The 20,203-nt window shown below is 73.3% G+C and carries 16 protein-coding genes and 2 pseudogenes; 12 read left to right on the top strand and 6 right to left on the bottom strand.

Features of this window, described 5'->3' with window-relative positions; translation table 11 throughout:
• The 3 genes from K7854_RS04800 to K7854_RS04790 form a co-directional block, all read left to right on the top strand.
• Nucleotides 1-921, top strand: a 921-nt coding sequence (locus K7854_RS04800; protein ID WP_226025078.1) for a nucleoside hydrolase, incomplete at its 5' end; no start/stop codon positions are given.
• A gap of 111 nt (nucleotides 922-1,032) precedes the next feature.
• Entirely contained in the window at nucleotides 1,033-2,703 is a 1,671-nt protein-coding gene (locus K7854_RS04795) for a glycoside hydrolase family 13 protein (RefSeq protein WP_226025077.1), read from the top strand.
• A gap of 141 nt (nucleotides 2,704-2,844) precedes the next feature.
• Nucleotides 2,845-3,693 (top strand): hypothetical protein, encoded by an 849-nt coding sequence (locus K7854_RS04790; protein ID WP_226025076.1) that lies wholly within the window; start codon nucleotides 2,845-2,847, stop codon nucleotides 3,691-3,693.
• 28 nt (nucleotides 3,694-3,721) lie between these two features.
• Here the strand turns inward: K7854_RS04790 and K7854_RS04785 are convergent, their stop codons facing one another.
• Nucleotides 3,722-5,071, bottom strand: coding sequence for a helix-turn-helix domain-containing protein (locus K7854_RS04785; protein ID WP_226025075.1), 1,350 nt, complete (start codon nucleotides 5,069-5,071; stop codon nucleotides 3,722-3,724).
• A 112-nt stretch (nucleotides 5,072-5,183) separates the two neighbouring features.
• Here K7854_RS04785 and K7854_RS04780 point away from each other — a divergent pair, with 112 nt between their 5' ends.
• A complete protein-coding gene (locus K7854_RS04780) occupies nucleotides 5,184-5,366 on the top strand; it encodes a hypothetical protein (protein ID WP_226025074.1) in 183 nt (60 codons plus the stop codon).
• A 61-nt stretch (nucleotides 5,367-5,427) separates the two neighbouring features.
• On the opposite strand, the gene K7854_RS04775 is transcribed toward K7854_RS04780, so the two are convergent.
• The gene (locus K7854_RS04775; RefSeq protein WP_226025073.1) at nucleotides 5,428-6,507 is read right to left on the bottom strand and encodes a hypothetical protein; all 1,080 of its coding nucleotides are present in this window, start codon (nucleotides 6,505-6,507) and stop codon (nucleotides 5,428-5,430) included.
• Between the two features lie 64 nt (nucleotides 6,508-6,571).
• Nucleotides 6,572-7,834 carry a PP2C family protein-serine/threonine phosphatase gene (locus K7854_RS04770; protein ID WP_226025072.1) on the bottom strand — a complete coding sequence of 421 codons (1,263 nt, stop codon included), beginning with the start codon at nucleotides 7,832-7,834 and terminating at the stop codon, nucleotides 6,572-6,574.
• A 77-nt stretch (nucleotides 7,835-7,911) separates the two neighbouring features.
• On the opposite strand from K7854_RS04770, the gene K7854_RS04765 reads away from it, so the two are divergent.
• The 3 genes and pseudogenes from K7854_RS04765 to K7854_RS04755 form a co-directional block, all read left to right on the top strand.
• Nucleotides 7,912-8,433, top strand: a complete 522-nt coding sequence (locus K7854_RS04765; RefSeq protein WP_226025071.1) for a hypothetical protein — start codon at nucleotides 7,912-7,914, stop codon at nucleotides 8,431-8,433.
• 72 nt (nucleotides 8,434-8,505) lie between these two features.
• Nucleotides 8,506-9,489, top strand: coding sequence for a hypothetical protein (locus tag K7854_RS04760; protein ID WP_226025070.1), 984 nt, complete (start codon nucleotides 8,506-8,508; stop codon nucleotides 9,487-9,489).
• A gap of 45 nt (nucleotides 9,490-9,534) precedes the next feature.
• Nucleotides 9,535-9,918, top strand: a pseudogene (locus K7854_RS04755) (ADP-ribosylation/crystallin J1); the annotation flags it as partial.
• 23 nt (nucleotides 9,919-9,941) lie between these two features.
• Here the strand turns inward: K7854_RS04755 and K7854_RS04750 are convergent.
• Nucleotides 9,942-12,020 carry a PhoX family protein gene (locus K7854_RS04750; protein WP_226025069.1) on the bottom strand — a complete coding sequence of 693 codons (2,079 nt, stop codon included), beginning with the start codon at nucleotides 12,018-12,020 and terminating at the stop codon, nucleotides 9,942-9,944.
• Nucleotides 12,021-12,283: 263 nt separating this feature from the next.
• On the opposite strand from K7854_RS04750, the gene K7854_RS04745 reads away from it, so the two are divergent.
• The 3 genes from K7854_RS04745 to K7854_RS04735 all read left to right on the top strand — a co-directional run bounded on the left by K7854_RS04745 (nucleotide 12,284) and on the right by K7854_RS04735 (nucleotide 16,126).
• Nucleotides 12,284-13,924: a VWA domain-containing protein gene (locus K7854_RS04745; protein WP_226025068.1), complete on the top strand. Its 1,641-nt coding sequence runs from the start codon at nucleotides 12,284-12,286 to the stop codon at nucleotides 13,922-13,924.
• 115 nt (nucleotides 13,925-14,039) lie between these two features.
• The gene (gene metG, locus K7854_RS04740; protein ID WP_226025067.1) at nucleotides 14,040-15,656 is read left to right on the top strand and encodes a methionine--tRNA ligase; all 1,617 of its coding nucleotides are present in this window, start codon (nucleotides 14,040-14,042) and stop codon (nucleotides 15,654-15,656) included.
• 104 nt (nucleotides 15,657-15,760) lie between these two features.
• Nucleotides 15,761-16,126 carry a PH domain-containing protein gene (locus K7854_RS04735; RefSeq protein ID WP_226025066.1) on the top strand — a complete coding sequence of 122 codons (366 nt, stop codon included), beginning with the start codon at nucleotides 15,761-15,763 and terminating at the stop codon, nucleotides 16,124-16,126.
• A 128-nt stretch (nucleotides 16,127-16,254) separates the two neighbouring features.
• On the opposite strand, the pseudogene K7854_RS04730 reads toward K7854_RS04735, so the two are convergent.
• Nucleotides 16,255-16,380 (bottom strand): annotated as a pseudogene (locus K7854_RS04730) (transcriptional regulator); the annotation flags it as partial.
• Nucleotides 16,381-16,651: 271 nt separating this feature from the next.
• Between K7854_RS04730 and K7854_RS04725 the strand changes: the two are divergent.
• A complete protein-coding gene (locus K7854_RS04725; protein ID WP_226025065.1) occupies nucleotides 16,652-17,545 on the top strand; it encodes a helix-turn-helix domain-containing protein in 894 nt (297 codons plus the stop codon).
• 58 nt (nucleotides 17,546-17,603) lie between these two features.
• Nucleotides 17,604-18,215 carry a Uma2 family endonuclease gene (locus K7854_RS04720; protein ID WP_226025064.1) on the top strand — a complete coding sequence of 204 codons (612 nt, stop codon included), beginning with the start codon at nucleotides 17,604-17,606 and terminating at the stop codon, nucleotides 18,213-18,215.
• A gap of 66 nt (nucleotides 18,216-18,281) precedes the next feature.
• Here K7854_RS04720 and aspS read toward each other — a convergent pair whose 3' ends face one another.
• Nucleotides 18,282-20,045, bottom strand: coding sequence for an aspartate--tRNA ligase (aspS, locus tag K7854_RS04715; RefSeq protein ID WP_226025063.1), 1,764 nt, complete (start codon nucleotides 20,043-20,045; stop codon nucleotides 18,282-18,284).
• Nucleotides 20,046-20,203: the final 158 nt, after the last annotated feature.

The raw sequence follows: 20,203 nt of genomic DNA, 5'->3' as shown, positions 1-20,203 counted from the left end.
ATCGACGACGCCCTGGCCCTGCTGCTGGCGGTCCGCCACCCCCGCCTGGACCTGCGCGCGGTGACCTGCGTGGCCGGGAACACCGACGTGGCCGGGGTCGTACGCAACACGCTGACGGTGCTGGAGCGGGCCGGGGCGCCGGACATCCCGGTCGCCCGGGGTGCCGAGCGGCCGCTGATCGAGGGTGTGCGCACCGCGCGGCACGTGCACGGGGCCGACGGCATGGGCGACCTCGGGCTGCCCGCACCCACCCGCACGCCCGCCGACGTGGACGCGGTGACGCTGCTGCGCCGGGAGATCCTGGCCGCCCCGCGCCCGGTCACCCTGATCCCCACCGCGCCGCTGACCAACATCGCGCTGCTGCTGCGCACCCACCCGGAGGTCACCGGCAACATCGAGCGGATCGTGTTCATGGGCGGCGCGGTGGCCACCGGGAACGCCACGCCGGTCGCCGAGTTCAACGTGTGGCACGACCCGGAGGCCGCCGCGATCCTGCTCACCGCCGGGGTGCCGATCACGATGTACGGCCTCGACGTGTTCGAGCGGGTGATCGTGCCCGGCCCGGACGTACGGCGGCTGCGCGCGAGCACCGAGCCCGGCACCCGGCTCGCCGGGGACCTGCTCGCCCACCGCGGTCCGGCCACCGACGCGACGGACCCCGGCGGCGGGCTCGGCGACGCGGGCGCGGTCTGCGCGGTGATCGACCCGGCGGGCCTGACCACGCACCGGCTGCCCGTCGAGGTGTCCCTGGCCCCCGGTCCGGCCCGCGGCCAGACCCTCGTCGACCGCCGGCTGCGGGTCGGCGAGTCCGAGCTGCACGAGGGCATGCGCGAACAGCCCCTGGTCGACGTGGCCCTGGACGTGGACGTGGCCCGGTACGTGGAGCTGTACCTCGGCACGGTCGAGCGCACGGAGGCGTAGCCCCCGGCGCGTCGCGGGCGCGCGGGTTCGCTTTTCGGGTGATCTGGACAGACGTACCAGATCAGTTCGTGTCGCCCGCACGTACCGACTCGGCATCTCGAAGGAGGCCGCGTGACCGTACGCAGCACCGCAAGCACCCCCGACCTGTCGTCCAAGGACCCCAACTGGTGGCGGCAGGCCGTCATCTACCAGGTCTACCCCCGCAGCTACGCCGACGCCGACGGCGACGGGCTCGGCGACCTGCGCGGCGTCACCCAGCGGCTGACCCACCTGGCCGCCCTCGGCGTGGACGCCCTGTGGCTGAGCCCCTTCTACCCGTCCGAGCTGGCCGACGGCGGCTACGACGTCGACGACTACCGCGACGTCGACCCGCGCCTGGGCACACTGGACGACTTCGACGCCATGGCCGCCGAGGCCCACCGGCTGGGCCTGAAGGTGATCGTCGACCTGGTGCCCAACCACACCTCGCACCGCCACGCCTGGTTCCGGGAGGCGCTGGCCACCGGCCCCGGTTCCGCCGCCCGCGACCGGTACGTCTTCCGCGACGGCCGCGGCGCGCACGGTGAACTCCCGCCCACCGACTGGCAGTCCGTCTTCGGCGGCAGCGCCTGGCAGCGGGTGCCCGACGGGCAGTGGTACCTGCACCTGTTCGCACCCCAGCAGCCCGACCTGAACTGGGAGAACGAACAGGTCCGCGCCGACTTCCGCACCACGCTGAAGTTCTGGTGCGACCGCGGCGTCGACGGCTTCCGCGTGGACGTCGCACACGCGCTGGTCAAGGACCTGACCGAGCCGCTGCGCGACCTCGGCGCCCCCGAGCTGAGCGGCGAGGCGGCCCTCGCCCAGTTCGCGCCGGGCACCCACCCGTTCTACGACCGCGACGAGGTCCACGAGGTCTACCGCGACTGGCGCAAGATCCTCGACGCCTACACCCCGCCCCGCACGGCCGTCGCCGAGGCCTGGGTCCCGGGCCCCCGGCGGGTGCTGTACGCCCGCCCGGACGAACTCGGCCAGGCCTTCAACTTCGAGTACCTGCAGACCGGCTGGGACGCGGCCGAGCTGCGCGAGGTCATCACCTCCTCGCTGGCCGACGCGCGGGCCGCCGGCGCCTCGGCGACCTGGGTGCTGTCCAACCACGACGTCGTCCGGCACGCCACCCGGCTGGTCCTGCCGCCGGACACGGACACCGACGCCTGGCTGCTGTCCGGCGGCCACGCCCCCGCCGTCGACCCGGCGGCCGGACTGCGCCGGGCCCGCGCGGCGACGCTGCTGATGCTGGCGCTGCCCGGCTCGGCCTACCTCTACCAGGGCGAGGAACTGGGCCTGCCCGAGGTGGCCGACCTGCCCACCGAGGTCCTCCAGGACCCGATCTGGGAGCAGACCGGCCACGTCCGCAAGGGCCGCGACGGCTGCCGGGTGCCGCTGCCGTGGACCACGGGGGGACCCTCGTACGGCTTCGGCGCGGGCGCGGCGTGGCTGCCGCAGCCGCCCGGCTTCGCGGCCTACGCCGTCCAGGCCCAGGACGGGGTGGCGGGCTCGACGCTGGAGCTGTACCGCACGGCCCTGCGCCTGCGCCGCAAGCTGCTCGACGGCGAGGAGCTGACCTGGTCGGACGACGTCCCGGCGGGGGTGCTGCGGTTCGACCGCTCGGACAGCTGGCGCTGTGTCACCAACCTCTCCGGCCGGACCGTGGACCTGCCGGCCGGTGAGGTGCTGCTGACCAGCGCGCCCCTGGAGGACGGCCGACTGGGTCCGGACACGACCGTGTGGCTGGGCCTGTAGCCGGTAACCGGATGTCCGCGGCCGCCCGGCGCCCTCACCCGGACGGCCGCGCACGCTGGTGGCGGGGCGGGGACGGTGGTGCCGTGGAGGGGTGACCGATCCGGAACGGCGCCGGTCGCACCGGCCCTCCAGGAGGCACCGATGCAGCACGCCCCCGCCGACCGTCCGTCGTCCGTCCCCGCCGCCCGTACGCTGCTCGGCGCCGCGCTCGCGGCGGTGCTGGCGCTGACGGCGACCGCCTGCGCCGGCGGCGGGCGGGGGACGGGCCGGCCGGCCGGCCCGGTACCGCCGACCGTGCGGTCCCCGGCCGCGCATCCGTCACCCGCCCTGCCGCCCGCGCTCACCCGGGGCCAGGCGCGGGCGGCCCTCATCACGGCGGCAGACCTCGGGGAGGCGTGGGAGCCGACGCGGGGCGCCGCGACCTGGCGCGACGAGCTGCTCAAGGCCACCGCCGGACGGCCCGACTGCCGACGGCTGCTGGACGTCCTCTACACCGAGGACCTCTTCGGCACGGACGCCGCCACCGCACCCCGGGCCACGGCCGCCCTGGACGACGCGGACGGCGGCGCCCAGCTGCACTACCGGGTCACCTCCTACCGCGCCGCCGACCTCGACCGGACGCTGGCCTGGCTCGGGACGCTGCCGGACGCGTGCGGGCACTTCACCGCCCGGGCCGGACACGGCGCCGTCCGGGACGTCCGGGTCACCGGCCTGCCCCTGCCGGAGGCGGGGGACGCCCGCGGGGGCCTGCGGGTGACGGTGGGCGAGGCACCGCCGGACGACGCGACGGACACCGGGCGGGACACCCGGGCGGACACCGGGGACCAGGTCCTCACCGTGGACCTGGTCGCCGTCCGTATCGGCGACGACGCCATCAGCCTCACCAACGGCACCCTCGGCGAACCGCCCGACGACGCCACCCGCACCGCCGTCGAGGCGGGAACCGAACGCCTGACCGAGGCGCGGCGACAGGGCCGGGTCCAGGTCTGAGGGACGCCTGGCTGGAGCGGCGGCCGGGCTAGAGCGGCGGCTGGGCGGGGGCCGGCCCCAGGGTGGTGGTGCCGGGCGCGGTGCGGTGCCCGAGGCCGGTGCGGTACGCGTCCAGGGCCGCCTCCACCCGGCCGGTGCGGCGCAGCAGGTCGCCGAGGAGCCGGCACAGGTCGGCCAGGTCACCGGCGGCGCCGGCCCGCTCCAGCAGGCTCAGCGCACGGACGTAGTGCTCCTCGGCGGCCTCGGTGTCCCGGGCGTCCTCGGCGATGATGCCGAGCAGCCGGTGCGCGCCCGCGGAGTGCACGGCGCCGCGCTCCGAGGAGAGGTCGTCGAGGACCCCGTGCAGCAGCTCGGCGGCCTCCTCGGACTTGCCGCGCCGGTGCAGCACGTCGGCCAGCTCGACGGCGACCTGGCTGCTGTAGAGGGCGGCACGGGTGGCCGAGAGCATGCCCAGCGCCTCGCGCATCTCCGCCTCGGCACGCGGGAGTTCGCCGTTCTGGGCGCAGACGTAGCCGCGCATCCAGTGGCAGTTGGCCAGCTCGGTGCGCAGTTGCAGGGTGCGGTACAGCTCGGCCGCCTTGGCCAGCGAGGCGTCGGCGTCGGCGAGGCGGCCCTCGGCGAGCAGGGTGCGGGCGACGGAGCGGTGCATGCGGGCCACCAGGGCGGGGTCCCCGGCGCTCGGCGCCAGGGAGAGGGCGAGTTCGGCGGCCTGGGCGGCGCGCGCGTGGGCGCCCATGTCCATGTAGGGGCCGATCGCGCTGGCGTAGAGCAGCAGCAGCGCGTCGGGGTCGTGCAGTCCGCCGCGGTTCAGCTCGTCGAGGGTGGACTCCAGCAGGTAGACGGCGTACCGCAGTTCACCGGCGAGGTAGTGGGCCAGCGCCCGTCCGCGCAGCGCGGGGACCCGGGCGGGCAGCGGGGCGCCGGCATCGGTGAGGCACTGCTCGGCCCGCTCGAAGTACTGCCGTCCGGCGGCCAGTTCGCCGGTCTCCACGGCGCACTCCCCGAGCCCGAGCAGCGCGGCGGCCCGCTCCTCGGGCAGCTCGTACGCCTCGGCCTCGGCGAGCAGCTCCGCGTACTGGCCGGCCGCCTGCTCGGCGCCCTCGGCGGCGAGCGTGCGCTGCGCCTCGGTGAGCCTGAGCCGCAGGTCGGTGGCGAGGCGGGCGGGGCGTCCGGTGGCCAGCTCCTCGTAGCCGACGCCGAGCCGGTCGGCGAGGTGCCGCAGCGCCTCGTCGGAGGGGCGGACGCGGCCGGCCTCCAGGGTGGAGATGTAGGCGGGGGTGTACGCCGGTTCCGCGAGCTGGCGCTGGGTCATCCCGCGCTCGGCCCGCAGCCGCTGCACCCGGCGTCCGATGGCGTTTCGGTCGTCACGGTCCCCCACTGCCAACTCCCCATGAGGCTCTTGCCGTTCGGCTCGGACGGCTCTAGGTTAAACCGCGTATTAAGCGCGCTTAACCGTGCTTGACACATCCGCTGATCCCGCAGAGGACACCGTGCCCGTACGCCCCCGCATCGCCGAACGTTACGCCAGAGCCGTCGCCGCCGCCCTCGCCGCCGTGGCCTGCCTGCTGCTGGCCGCGAACGCGGGCCCCACCGACTCGGCCCGGCCCTCGGTCCCGGCTCCGGTCCACGACGTCGCACCGCCCGCGGACGACCTGGCCTCGTCGGGCGGCTAGGACACGCTCGACCGCGCTCATGCGGGAGGGGCCCGGCCGCCGCCCCCGGGAGCGTGCGTGCTCAGGCCTGGGTCTGGAGGCGGCTCAGTTCGCGCTGGACGTGGTCCAGGGCGCCCTCGCGGCGGCCCGGTACGCGGCCGCGCAGCGCGGCGAGGGCCGCGCCCAGTTCGCGGGCCCGTCCGGCGTCGCCGATCCGCCCCCACTGGTGGTGGGCCCGGTCGACGGCCGCCTCCACGGCGGGCGCCTGCGGGTCCTGCCCGGCGCCGAGCCGGGCCTCGGCCACCGTCAGCCAGGTCCGGCAGCTGCGCACCGGGTCCCCCGCGAACATCGCCAGGTCGGCCCGGACCTCGGTCCAGTGCAGCGCGTCCTCGGAGGCGGGCCCGTGGGCGTGGGCCGCGGCCCGCTCGTGCCGGGCGGCGAGCGCGTCGGCGTCCCCGTGCCGCCCGGACCGCACGGCCGCGGCGATGACGGCGTGCGGATCGCCCGCCACCGGCCCCGGCGCCGTCAGCACCAGGTCCTGCCCGCCCGCCGCACCGCCGCCCGCGCCGTCGGCCGCCGCCCGGGCCAGCGCCTGCTGGTGCAGTTCGTCCGGCGGCGGCCGGTGCCCGCTGCGCAGGATCGTCGCGACGCCCCGCATGTACGCCGGGACGGCCACCGTCCGCCGTGCGGGCGGCGGCGCGATGCGACCGTAAACGGCGTTGTTGCGCCCGGAGTCGAGCGGCCGGGTCCGCAGCCACTGCCAGGTCTCCTGGTCGGCGTGCAGATCGAGCAGCAGGGTCGTCGCGCCGCTCGGCCGCAGCCGCAGCTCCTCGCGGATCCAGTGCCAGGGCAGCGCGGTGTAGCGGACGGTCGACGGCGTCGTGCGGGCCAGCGCCAGGTGCGGCAGCCGCTGGCGCCGGTCCAGCTGGAGCTGCCCGGCCACGTAGACGGTCAGCGGTCCGGGGGCCGCCGCCGCGGCCCGCAGCCGGGTGAGCACCGCCTGCGGCTCCAGCGGGTCGGCGAGTTCGACGACGTTCGCCGTGTCCGTGCCGGAGAGCACGGCGGGCGGCACGGCCGCGAGCACGGGGAGCACGGAGGCGGCGTCCACCAGGCACCCACGGCCCACGGGCGACGCCGCGAGCAGCAGCACGGTTCCGGGCATGTCCCCTCCCCCTGTCGATCACGTACGGCAGCACGGTAACCGCTGCGGCTGCAAAGCGGGGCACTCAGTCGTCGGCGGGCGGCTGCGGACCGCCCGGTGTCCGCCGTACCGCGAAGACCGTGGTGTCGTCGGCCAGCCGCCCCCGGCAGTGCCGCAGGGTGCCGTCCCGTACCAGGGCCACCAGCCGCGCGGGCCCGGCGCTGCGCGGATCGGCGGCGACCGCGCGGGCGATGTCGTCGGCGGGCCGGTAGAAGACCCCGCCGGGGTCGCGGGCCTCGGTCACCCCGTCGGTGAACAGCAGCAGCGTCTCGTCCGCGGCCAGGTGCAGCCGGTGCACCGGCGGCGTCGCCCCGGACCGTCCGGCGGGCGCCAGTTCGGCCATGCCCAGCGGCAGCCCGCCCACGACCGGCAGCACGCGCACCCCGCGGGGGCCGACCGCCAGCGGGGGCTCGTGACCGAAGACGACGGCGTCCACCGCGTCCGGCAGACCGGGGGAGAACCCGATCAGCGCGGCGGTGGCGAACCGGTCGCCGTCGGCCCGGCCGAGGGCGGCGGTGTGCCCGCGGTGGCGCAGCATGCGGACCTCCAGGCGCTCGGCGACCGTGGCGAGGTCCGCTTCGTGGTAGGCGGCCTCGCGGAAGGTGCCGAGCAGCGCCGCGGCGGTCTCCACCGCGCCCAGCCCCTTGCCCTGCACGTCGCCGACGAGGACCCGGGTGCCGTGCGGTCCGGGCTGGATGTCGTAGAAGTCGCCGCCGACGCGGGCCTCGCTGTCCGCGGCGAGGTAGACGGCGGCGTGGTCGAGGCCGCCGAAGCCCACCGGGAGCGGGCGCAGCACGGTGCGGCGGGTGGTGTCGGCGATGTCCCGCATGTGCAGCATGCGCCGCTCGCCGGCGACCCGGTACCCGGCGGCCACGACGGCGATGAGACCGCCGAGGACGACGAGGACCAGACCCGGCAGCCCGGTCTCGTCGCGGTGCTGCCAGACGGTGTCGGCACAGACGTAGACCACGACCGCGAGCACGGCGAGGACGGCCGTCCCCCACACCCCGCAGATCGCGGCGGCGACGCCCGGCACCAGCACGGTCCAGGAGATGATCTCGAAGGCGCCGGTGGTGATGTCGCCCGCCGCGATGCCGATGAGCAGCAGCAGCGGGAACACCCAGGCCACCGTGCGCCCGCGCACACTGAGCAGTTCGTGCCGGGACACGGCGTCCCCCCGGCCGGCGGCGTGCACGAGCCGGCCGAGCGGCCGCCACCGGGCGCGCACCGGCCTGCGGACACGACCCCTCACGGGCCTCAGCGAAACACGCGCCCGCCCCGCCCGCATCCTGACTTGCCAGCGGGCGGAGCCAGGTGTGCCCTGGTAGACGGGGGCAGACGGGGCGAGGCGAGAGGAGTGCTCCCATGGCACACGCGGCACCCACACGCGGAACGTCCACCGGCGCCCGCACCGGCGCGGGGCCGGGCACGGGCACGGGCACGGGCGCGTCCGGATACAAGACGCCCGACGTCTTCGGCGCGCGGACCCACCTGCTGGCGAAGTGGGCGATGCCCCTGGCGATCGGCCTGGTCTACGGCTACTGGGCCGCGTCCATCCGCCGCCACGGCGGCCCCGTCACCGGCTGGAACCTGCTGTTCGGCTTCATGACGGTGCTCGCCTTCGCGCTCCTGTGGTACGTGGTCCGCGCGGTCGCCGAGCGGCTGCCGCACGCGGGCCACGCGGTGCTGTGGGGGGCGTTCGCGGGCAGCGCGCTGGGGTTCCTGTACTCGGGCAGCGGCGTGGCCATGTTCACCTGCATCCTGGTGTCCCTGCTGCTCGCGGCGGCGGTGACGGCCGGGCTGTACTACCGCTACGCCACCCACCAGGACGCCGAGGAGGCACGGGCCGCCCGGGTCCGCAACCCCTCGCGTACGCGGACCACCTGACCGGCTCGTGACCGGGGGCCATCTGCAGTCACGCCGGTCGCCCGGCAGGAGCCCGGGGGTTTGCCTGGGAGGGTGTCCCCCCGCTCCCGGAGCGCCCTGTCGGCCGTCCTGATCGCCCTCGCCAGCCTGCTCGCACCGTGCGCCACGCTGGCGGGCTGGGCGATGCACGGACCGGCCGACACCAGCCGGTACGTCGCGGCCGTGGCCCCGCTCGCCGACGACCCGGACGTGCGGGACGCGGCCGCCGACCGGCTGGGCGCCGGATTCGCGGGACTCGTGGACGAGGCCACGGCCGGCCCCGTGAACGGCACCGTGCGGCTCTTCGTGCGGGACGCGGCCCGGTCGTTCACCCGTACCGAGGCCTTCCACGAGGGCTGGGACGCGGCCAACCGCACCGTCCACGCCGCCGTGCTGCGCGCCCTGCGCGACGACGCCGCCGCCGGACGCGCGGTCACCGTCGACCTGGCCCCCGTCACCGAACGCGTGCGGGACCGGCTCGCCGAGGACCACGTGCCCTTCGCCCGGCGCATCCCGGTCCGGCACACCGCGGTCACCGTGCTCCCGGCCGCCGAGGCGGACCGGCTCAGGAAGGGCTACCGCGTGCTCGACGTCGCCGCCTTCTGGCTGCCGCTGGCGGCCGTCGCCTTCGCGGTCACCGGCATCGCCGTCGCCGCCCGCCGCCGCCGTGCCGTCACGGCGGCCGGGCTCGGCACCGCCCTCGGCGGAGGCCTGCTCGCCCTCGCCGTGGTGGTCGGCCGCCGCCTCACCGTCGCCGAACTGCCCGGCCCGGTGGACGGCCCCGCCCCGGGCGCCGTCGGCGCCGTCTACGACGCCCTCACCGCGACCCTGCGCACCGCGTCCTGGCTCCTGGTCGCCCTCGGCCTCACCGTTGCCCTGACCTCCTGGCTCACCGGCCGGTACGGGCGCCCGAGGCGCCGCCGGTCCCCCGCGGACCCCACCACCGACCCCGGCGCAGCCACCGAGTCCGCCAAGCCCAGCGCCCCCACCGAACCCAGCGGCCCCACCGGGCCCCGCCCGACCCGCACCCGGCTCTGAAACCCTTTGGCGGACCCCGCCCTCCTGCGGCTAACGTCCCCGACCATGACCGGCACCGAGAAAGAGACCGGGACCGGGGCCACGACCGGGGCCAGGACCGGGCGCGGAACCACAACCCTCTGGCGGCCCACCGGCCCCGAGGAGCTGGCGCTCGTCGAGGCCTCCGGCTGGACCGCCTGGCCCGCACGCCTGCCCGAGCAGCCGATCTTCTACCCGGTCCTCAACGAGGACTACGCCGTCCGCATCGCCCGCGACTGGAACGTCCCCGCGTCCGGCTCGGGCTACGTGACCCGCTTCGAGGTCGACACCGCCTTCCTGGCGCGCTACCCGGTACGGCAGGCCGGCGGCGAGACCATCCTGGAGCTGTGGGTCCCGGCGGAGGAGCTGGCGGAGTTCAACCGGCACATCGTGGGGCGCATCGAGGTCGTAGACCCCGGGACTCCCAGATCGGCTCAGACGCCGATGTCGCGGCCGTCCGCGCGCCACACCGCCACGACCGCCGGGCGCACGATCTTGCCGGGCCCGTCGGGCCAGGTGCTGGCCGGCTGCTCCACGGAGGCGCCGTCGACCTCGCCCGGGTGCTGCACGGCGACCAGCACCCGCCGGTCCTGGACGAGCGGACCGCAGGTCTCCGCGCCGGTCGGCACGGTCAGGAACTGCTTCAGCTCACCGCGCCGGTCGCCCTTGGTCGCGACGCCGAAGAGCCCGTCGTGGCTGCCGAGCGCGTTGCCGTCGGTGGAGATCCACAGGTTGCCGTGGTCGTCGAAGGCGACGTTGTCGGGGCAGGAGATCGGGCTGACCCGGTCCTTGGGGAAGCCCGCGAAGTACGTCGCGGGGTCCTCCGGGTCACCGGCGACCAGGAACAGCGACCAGCCGAAGGTGGTGGCGTCGGCCCGGTTCCAGCGCTCGGTCAGCTCCAGGACGTGGCCGTGCTTGTTGGAGTTGCGCGGGTTGGCCTCGTCCGGGCCGGCGTAGCCGCTCTTGCCCCGGTTGGAGTTGTTGGTGAGGGCGACGTACACCTTGCCGGTGGTCGGCGACGGCTCGATGTCCTCGGGCCGGTCCATCTTGGTGGCGCCGACCTTGTCCCCGGCGAGCCGCGTGAAGACGCACACCTCCTCGGCGCTCATCCCCTCGACGTGCGAGACGGCACCGCGTTCCGTGGCCGTGACCAGCGGAATCCACCGGCCGCCCCCGTCGAACTCGCCGTCGCGCGGCAGCGTCCCCGACCCGTCGATCTCGATGGCCGGAGAGTCACCGTCGAGCTTGGCGACGTACAGCGTCCCCTCGTCGAGCAGCGAGAGGTTGTACTCGCGCGCCCAGCGGGAGTTGCCGTGCCGCATCCGCTTGCTGCCGACGAACTTGTAGAAGTAGTCGAACCGCTCGTCGTCGCCGGTGTAGACGACCGGCCGCCCGTCGTGCGTCAGCCGCACGGTCGCGGCCTCGTGCTTGAACCGCCCGAGCAGCGTGTGCTTGCGCGGGGTGGAGTCGGGGTCGTACGGGTCCAGCTCCACGACGTACCCGAACCGGTGCACCTCGTTCGGCTCCTGGGCGACGTCGAACCGCTTGTCGAACCGCTCCCACTTGCGCTCGGTGGCGCCGGTCCCGATCCCGTACCGCTTGTCGGTGTCGCTGGAGGCGTTGGCGAAGTACTGGTTGAAGTTCTCCTCGCCGTGCAGCGTGGTGCCCCACGGGGTGGTGCCGCCGGAGCAGTTGTTGAGCGTGCCGAGCACCTTGCGGCCGGTGCGGTCGGCGGAGGTCTTCACCAGGTCGGACCCGGCGGCCGGGCCGGTCAGCCGGAACTCGGTGGTGGCGGTGACCCGCCGGTTCAGCCGGTGCCGCGGCACGGCCGTGAGCCGCCCGCTCCTCTTCTCCTCCTCCACGGCGACGACGGACAGCCCGTGCGCGGCCCAGGCGATCTCGACCTGCTCACGGGTCGGGTTCTCCGGGTCGTAACCGCGGAACATGAGCACCTCGTCGGTGTACTCGTGGTTCGCGACGAGGAGCTGGCGGTCGTGCTCGCCCCGCAGCGGCAGCAGCGCGAGGAAGTCGTTGTTGTACCCGAACTGCCCGGCCTGTGCCTTGGCGCTCTGCTTCTCCGGGTCGAAGGCGGGCGCCCCGCGCAGGATGGGTTCACCCCAACGGATGACGACGTCCTGCCGGTAACCCTCCGGAACGGTCACGGCGTCGGCGGTGTTGGGCGCGACCGGCGTGAACCGCAGACCCCGCGCTCCCTGCGCCTTGGTCGGCTTCCCGTGCCCCTTTCCGGCCGCGGGCGCTGCCTGGGCCGAGGGCGCCCCCGCCACGCCCACCGCTCCGGCTCCCGCCGCGGCGACGGTCACGACGGCGGCGGCACGCATCATGGAACGACGGCTGAGCGCACCGGCGATGACGTCGCCGACGTACTCGTTGTCGCTGGTGTTCGGCACCTCGTGGAAGCAGGCGTCACCACACCGGAAACGGCAGGTCATCGCGGACCGGCCGCCCGGATGCGAAACGGACGGCGTTCCGATCAACGGCAGGAGCTTGCGCACTGTGTTCTCCCCTTGAGAATCCCTGTAGGCCCTGGTGTCAGCGCGACCGTAGGTGCACATACGTGCGGGGACCGGGCGTCGCGGTGAACGGCGGGTGAACCCGCGGAATCCGCGGGGGAATTGTCACGGCGTCCGGATCCGGCCTTGACGCGTCGCCGCCCGCATGTCAGACCCTGCACAAGATCACAAGCCGGGCCCGCTAACCTTACGTGTCCGTCCTGGCCAGGGATTGACGGCACCAACTCACTCGAAGGGTTGCGCACATGGGCATTCTCACTCTCCTGCGGAACGCGTTCGGCCGCTCACGCAAGGAACGGACCGCACAGGCGGAGGGTGCGACGCAGGAGACGGCACCCCCGGTCACCGCACCGGAGCCGGAGCTCCCGTCCCAGCCCACCGCACCCGAGGAGCCGGCCGAGCCGGAGGCCTCCCGCATCCCCGAGCCCCGCTCGGAACCCACCCCCGACGAGCACGACCTCGTCAAGGCCGCCTTCACCAACGTCACGGTCCCGAAGCCCACGGAACCGACCGACCCGACCCCGGAGCCCGCACCGTCCCCGGAGCCCACTCCGGCCCCGGAAGCGGAGACGTCCCCGCTGGCCGAGACGGCCCCGGAAGCGGAGACGGTCCCGGTGACCGAGACGGCCCCCGAGCCGAAGCAGAAGCCCGAAGCCGAGCCCAAGGCTGAGGCGGAGCCCAAGGCTGAGACCGAGCCCAAGGCTGAGACGGAGCCCGAGACCGAGACCGAGCCCAAGGCTGAGACGGAGCCCAAGGCTGAGACGGAGCCCGAGACCGAGACCGAGGCTGAGACCGAGCCCAAGGCTGAGACGGAGCCCGAGACCGAGCCCGAGGCCGAGCCCGAGGCTGAGGCCGAAGCCAAGGTGGAGCCCGAGCCGGAGCAGGAGCCGAAAGCCAACGCAGAACCCGAGGCCGAGGCGGGGCCCGAAGCCGAGGCGGAGCCGAAGGCCGAGCAGGAGCCCGAAGCCGAGGCGGGGCCCGAAGCCGAGGCGGAGCCGAAGGCTGAGCAGGGGCCCGAACCGGCCGTGGCCCCGGACGCCCCGGCCCGCCCGACCGCCGCCCCGGAACCCGCGGCCGCCGACGGCGAGGACACCCCACAGGGGCCACCCGCACCCGACAACGAATCCAGCACGGGTGGTGCGGGTGGGAACACGGACGCCGAAGGCGAAGCCGAGGCGTCACAGCCCCCCACCCCGCCGGAGGCAGACGCCGAGGCGCCCAAACCCGCCACACCCGCCCCCCGGCTCCGCTCCAAGGCCCCCGCCCTCACCACCGCCTACAAGGCAGCCGGCGCCACCCTCAAAAAGCACAACCTCACCGGCGCCCGCGCCAAGGTCCACCTCGTCCTCGACCGCTCCGCCTCCATGCGCCCGTACTACAAGGACGGCTCCGCCCAGGCCCTCGCCGAGCAGACCCTCGCCCTCGCGGCGCACCTCGACCCCGAGGCGACGGTGCACGTCACGTTCTTCTCCACGGAAGTGGACGGCACCGGCGACCTCACCCTCACCGACCACGAGAACAAGATCGACGAGCTGCACGCGGCGCTCGGCCGCATGGGCCGCACCAGCTACCACGCCGCCGTCGAGGCCGTCCTCGCCCACCACACCGAGCAAGCGGAACCCGGCACCCCCGCCCTGGTGATCTTCCAGACCGACGGCGCCCCCGACGCCAAGACCCCCGCCACCCAGGCCCTCACCAAGGCGGCCGCGGACCACCCGAACGTGCACTTCTCCTTCGTCGCCTTCGGTGACCCGGAGAACAAGGCCTTCGACTACCTCCGCAAGCTCAAGACGGGCAACGCCTCGCACTTCCTGGCCGGCGAGACCCCCAAGGAGCTGACCGACAAGGAGCTGTACGAGGGCGTGCTGTCCACCTGGCGCCCGTAACCGGGCCCCGCGGCCGCACGCACGACCCCCCGGGGGGTGGACGAGAAGGAACCCCTCCGTCCACCCCCCGAAACGCGTGTGAGTCGATCTCCACGGGCCCAGTAGGATTTCGACCATGGCGGCCACTGGAACCGAGAAGCAGGGAGCGAAGGCGTACTACGTCTCGACCCCCATCTACTACGTCAACGACGCTCCTCACCTGGGCCACGCCTATACGACCGTCGCAGGCGACGTGCTCACCCGCTGGCACCGCCAGCGCGGCGAGAAGGTGTGGTACCTCACCGGCACGGACGAGCACGGTCAGAAGATCATGCGCACGGCCGAGGCGAACGGGGTCACCCCGCAGGCCTGGGCCGACAAGCTCGTCACGGAGTCGTGGAAGCCCCTGTGGGAGCACCTCGACATCGCGAACGACGATTTCATCCGCACCACGCAGAAGCGGCACACCGACCGCGTCCAGGAGTTCGTGCAGGACCTGTACGACAAGGGCGAGATCTACAAGGGCGGCTACGAGGGCCCGTACTGCGTGGGCTGCGAGGAGTACAAGCTCCCCGGCGAGCTGCTCGACGGCGAGGGCGAGTACGCGGGCCAGAAGCTGTGCCCGATCCACAAGAAGCCGGTGGAGATCCTCAGCGAGGAGAACTACTTCTTCAAGCTCAGCGAGTACAGCGAGAAGCTGCTCGCCCACTACGAGGCCAACCCGGGCTTCATCCAGCCCGAGTCCGCGCGCAACGAGGTCGTGAACTTCGTCCGCCAGGGCCTGCAGGACCTCTCCATCTCCCGCTCGACCTTCGACTGGGGCGTGCCGGTCCCCTGGGACGACAAGCACGTCATCTACGTGTGGATCGACGCCCTGCTGAACTACGCGACGGCGGTCGGCTACAACGAGAACCCGGAGAAGTTCGAGTCGACGTTCCCCGCCGACGTCCACCTGGTCGGCAAGGACATCCTCCGCTTCCACGCGATCATCTGGCCGGCCATGCTGATGGCCCAGGGCCTGCCCCTGCCCGGCAAGGTCGCGGCGAACGGCTGGCTGATGGTCGGCGGCGAGAAGATGTCGAAGTCCAACCTGACCGGCATCAAGCCGCAGGACCTGACCTCGCACTTCGGTGTGGACGCGTACCGCTGGTACTTCCTGCGCGCGATCGCGTTCGGCCAGGACGGCAGCTTCTCCTGGGAGGACTTCTCCGCCCGCTACACCAGCGAGCTGGCCAACGACTACGGCAACCTCGCCTCCCGCGTGGCGGCCATGGTCAACAAGTACTTCGGCGGCGAGCTGCCGGCGTCGACGGCCGACGGCGAGGCGGAGCGGGCGATCCACGACGGCCTGGCGAAGGCGGTCACGGAGGCGGACCGCCGCATCGGCGAGGAGCTGGACTTCCAGGGCGGCATCCTGGCGGTCTTCGACTTCGTCAAGCAGGTCAACGGCTACATCACCGAGCAGGAGCCCTGGAAGGTCGCCAAGGACGACAGCCCGGAGGGCAAGGCCCGCCTGGCGACGATCCTCTACACGGCCGCGGAAGCGCTCCGCGCCGTAGCCGTCCTGCTCAACCCGATCATGCCGGACACCTCCCAGAAGCTCTGGGACTCCCTCGGCGCTCAGGCGGCCCTCGGCGGCCTCGCCGACCAGAGGGTCCAGGACGCGGCGGACTGGGGCCGCCTCCCCGCCGGCGCCACGGTCACCAAGGGCGCGGTCCTCTTCCCCCGTCTCGAGGAGAAGCCGACCGCGTAACGCGCTCGCTACAGCACGGGCCCGGGAGAGGCGGACGCTTCTCCCGGGCCTCCGCGTTTGCGAAGATCGTACGAAGATCCAGCTCACGTGGGGGGACACCAACCATGGCACTGTTCGGCAACGCGCACAGCATCGACCCGGGCCAGGCGCAGCAGGAGTATGCGCGTCTGCTCGGCCAGGGCGAGCAGGTCCACGCGGCCTACCTGCTGATCCGCGACACCATCCTGTTCACCGACCGCCGTCTGATCCTGATCGACAAGCAGGGCATCACCGGCAAGAAGACCGAGTACCACTCAATCCCGTACCGCAGCATCACGCACTTCGCGGTGGAGACGGCCGGCCACTTCGACCTCGACGCCGAACTGAAGATCTGGCTCTCCGGCTCCCAGGCGCCGATCCAGAAGACCTTCACCAAGGGCGTCGACATCTACGAGGTCCAGGCCATCCTGACCCAGTTCGTGGCCCGCTAGCCCCGCGCCCGGCGTCAGCTCCCGGCCGTGTACGCCACGAACCCCGCCCACGCCTCCGCCGGCAACGCGAGGCGTGGGCCCGCGTCCCGGTACTTGAAGTGGATTACGGGGCAGGGTCCCGATCGAAGACCGACTGCCTGGCCGAACTCACCGGCCCGCATCCCCACGGCCTCCCGGCGCAGCTTCAGCTGCCGCCCCACCGTGGCGACTACCGCCACGCCCCACTCGTCGTCCGGGTCCCACCTCTCAACCACCGCGACCCGACGGAGCGGGTTCCGGTCGCACCTGCGCCCCCTATGAACCACTCACCGGAGAGAAAACACCCCACCAAGCCCCACCCCCTCCCTCCCGGCGGGCAGGGTCACTCCCGCGAGTGAATATGCCCAAGTGAGCTGGATATGCGCCCGGTTGCGTGCCCTACGCTCAGCGCCAGCAGCACTCGACCACCCCAGACATGCGACGGCCCCCGCCGGGACTGGCATCCCAATGCGAGGGCCTGACCACCGAGGAAGACAGGCCTTCCCGATGGATACCGAAAACCCTAGCGCGCCGCTGCGCGTCCAGTCCCGTATCGCGCGCAAAAACCACCCCGACGGGCCCGGGGGAAGGCCGTTCGCCGGCGTCACCCACGACCACGTCCGCCACACCGAGAACTTCACGGTGATCGGCAACGACCTGGCCCAGCACCAGGAGTTGTCCCTGCTCGCGATCGGACTGGCCTGTTACATCCAGTCGGTCCGGCCGGGTACCGCCGTCGACATCAAGACGCTCGCCGCCCGCTTCCCGGAGGGCCCCACCCGCATCGCCGCCGCCCTGAACGAACTGGAAGCGCACGGCTACCTGATCCGCAGCCGCGAGCGGACCGCCACCGGCCGGATCGTCACCCGCACGGTCTCCTGCAACCGGCCCGGCCACCGCACCACCGACCGGGAGAAGGCCCCCCGCAGGCCCTCCCGGCGGCGCACCGCCCCCGACGAGCCCGCGACACGCAAGCGCCTCCCCGCCGTGCCCCAACCGTCGTGTCCCGCCCCCGCCCTCCTCCATGCGGCCGTCGACGTCCTCACCGGCCTGCGCCGCCGCGACCCCCGCCTCCTGCTCTCCGCCACGGACGCCGAACACCTGGCCCCGGGCGTCGCCGCCTGGCTGGAGCGCGAGGTCGGCCCCACCGCCGTACGCCACGCACTGACCACGAACCTGCCGGACGAACCCCTGATCCGCCCAGCCGCCCTCCTCGCCCACCGTCTGGCCGCCCAGCTGCCGCCTCCACCGCCGTTCCGGCCCGCGCCCTCACCCGCTCCCGAGTCCCGCCACCCCCTCCAGACCTGCGACGGCTGCGACCGAGCCTTCCGGAGTGCGCATCCCGGCCGCTGCCGCGACTGCCGAACCGGTCACCGGCACCCTCACCCGGAGGACGCCTAGCATGAACTCGACGATCCTTGCCCGAGCCCGTGGGCACACACGACGAGGAGCGAGCGCCATGACCATCGCACCCGACAACGCGCAGCAGGGCGCTTCCCACCTCTACCGGGCCATGCGCGACTTCGTGGAGTCCACGGACGACACGCTGCCCGGCAAGTTCGAGATCACCAAGGAAGGGATCGTCCACGACATGATGTCGCCCAGCGGTCGGCACGAGCTGACCACACTGCGGCTCCGGAAGCGCCTGGAAAAGGTGATGCCGGAAGAGATCGTGGCGCACACCGGCGAGCCGGACGTGGAGGACGAGCCCGAAGGCATCATGCGACGGCCCGATCTGATGGTGATCGCCGAGGAGGACATGGACATCGAGGGGTCCTTCGACCCCCGGTCGCTCATCGCCGCCGTCGAGGTGGTCTCCCGCTCCAACCCGGGGAACGACTGGGTGGGCAAGGTGCGCGACTACCCCCTGCTCGGCATCCCCGTCTACGCGGTCTTCGACCCGCGTACGGGCGAGGGCGCCGTTTTCACCGACATCCACGCCACCCCCGACGGCCCCCGCTACGCCACCCGCAAGGACTTCGTCTACGGCGAGGACGTCACCATCGCCGACTGGACCATCTCGACCCAGAACCTGCCGCTCTACCAGGAGGAGGGCCAGGGCCAGGGGTGACGACGGCGAAGGGCCCGGCGCCGGAGAGTGATCCGGTGCCGGGCCCCTGTGCGTGCCGTCGGCTGACTACTTCGGCTGCGGCTTGCGCACCGAAAGGTGCAGCTCCCTCAGCCGGGTCTCGTCCAGCTCGCTCGGGGCGCCCATCATCAGGTCCTGGGCGTTGCCGTTGAGCGGGAAGGCGATGGTCTCGCGGATGTTGGGCTCGTCGGCCAGCAGCATGACGATGCGGTCGACGCCGGGGGCGATGCCACCGTGCGGCGGGGCGCCGAAGCGCAGCGCGCGCAGCATGCCGGCGAACTCGCGCTCGACGGTCTCCGCGTCGTAGCCCGCGATCTCGAAGGCCTTGAGCATGATCTCCGGCTCGTGGTTCCGGATGGCGCCGGAGGACAGCTCGACGCCGTTGCAGACGATGTCGTACTGCCAGGCCAGGATGTCCAGCGGGTCCTGGTTCTCCAGGGCGTCCATGCCGCCCTGCGGCATCGAGAAGGGGTTGTGGGAGAAGTCGATCTTCCCCGTCTCCTCGTCCTTCTCGTACATCGGGAAGTCCACGATCCAGCAGAACCGGAAGACGTTCTCCTCGAAGTGCCCGGCGCGCCGGGCGGCCTCGACCCGGACCGCGCCCATGATCTTCGAGACCTCGTCGAACTCGCCCGCGCCGAAGAACACCGCGTGTCCGGGGGCCAGGGAGAGCCGCTTGGTCAGCTCCGCCACGTTCTCCTCGGTGAGGAACTTCGCGATCGGGCCGGACAGCTTGCCGTCCTCGCCGACGCGGACCCAGGCCAGGCCCTTGGCGCCCTGCGCGACGGCGTAGTCGCCGAGCTGGTCGAAGAACTTGCGGGGCTGCGCCGAGACGTCCGGGACGGGCAGCGCGCGCACGTGCTTGCCGGCGAAGGCCTTGAACTCCGAGCCCTCGAAGACGTCGGTGATGTCGACCAGCTCCAGCTGGGCGCGCAGGTCCGGCTTGTCGGAGCCGTACTTCAGCATCGCCTCGCGGAACGGGATGCGCGGGAAGGGCGAGGTGACCTCACGGCCGTTGCCGAACTCCGTGAACAGCTCCGTCATCAGCTGCTCGATCGGGCGGAAGACGTCCTCCTGCTCGACGAAGCTCATCTCGACGTCGAGCTGGTAGAACTCGCCCGGCGAGCGGTCGGCGCGGGCGTCCTCGTCGCGGAAGCAGGGCGCGATCTGGAAGTACCGGTCGAAGCCGGAGATCATCAGCAGCTGCTTGAACTGCTGCGGCGCCTGCGGCAGGGCGTAGAAGCGGCCCGCGTGCAGCCGGGAGGGGACCACGAAGTCCCGCGCGCCCTCGGGGGAGGTGGCGGTGAGGATGGGCGTGGCCATCTCGTTGAAGCCGAGAGCGACCATCTTGCTGCGGATCGAGGAGATGACCGAGGTGCGCAGCATGATGTTGCGGTGCATGCGCTCGCGGCGCAGGTCGAGGAAGCGGTACTCCAGGCGCCGCTCCTCGTTGACCCCGTCCTCGGTGTTGATGGTGAAGGGCAGCGGCTGGGCGGCGCCCAGCAGCTCCACCTCGCCCACCTCGACCTCGACCTCGCCGGTGGGCAGGTCGGGGTTGATGTTCTCGGCGCCGCGGGAGACGACCCGGCCGTCGACCCGAACGGTCGATTCCTTGGTCAGCTTGTCCAGCGCCTCGTAGGCCTCGGTGCCCGGACGGGCGACGAGCTGCGTGATGCCGTAGTGATCGCGCAGATCGATGAAGAGGATGCCGCCCAGGTCGCGCCGATTGTGCAGCCAGCCACTCAGTCGGACGTCGGTGCCGACGTCAGAGGAGCGGAGCTCGCCGCAGGTGTGGGACCTGTACCGATGCATCGTCGTTCATCCAGCCTTCGCGGATCGGGGAAGTTGTTTCGCGTTTCACGTGAAACAACCCCAGCGTACCGGGCAGCCACGGCTGCCTTCCTCCCCATTGACGCGCGACGAGCCCACCACAGGCCCGCTCCGGGGCCGCCCTCGGCCCGCCCCAGCGC

Source organism: Streptomyces hyderabadensis (assembly GCF_020404845.1).
GTDB classification, from domain to species: Bacteria; Actinomycetota; Actinomycetes; order Streptomycetales; family Streptomycetaceae; genus Streptomyces; species Streptomyces hyderabadensis.
Note: the sequence above shows the minus strand (reverse complement) of the source record. Positions and strands in the feature narration are given on the sequence as shown.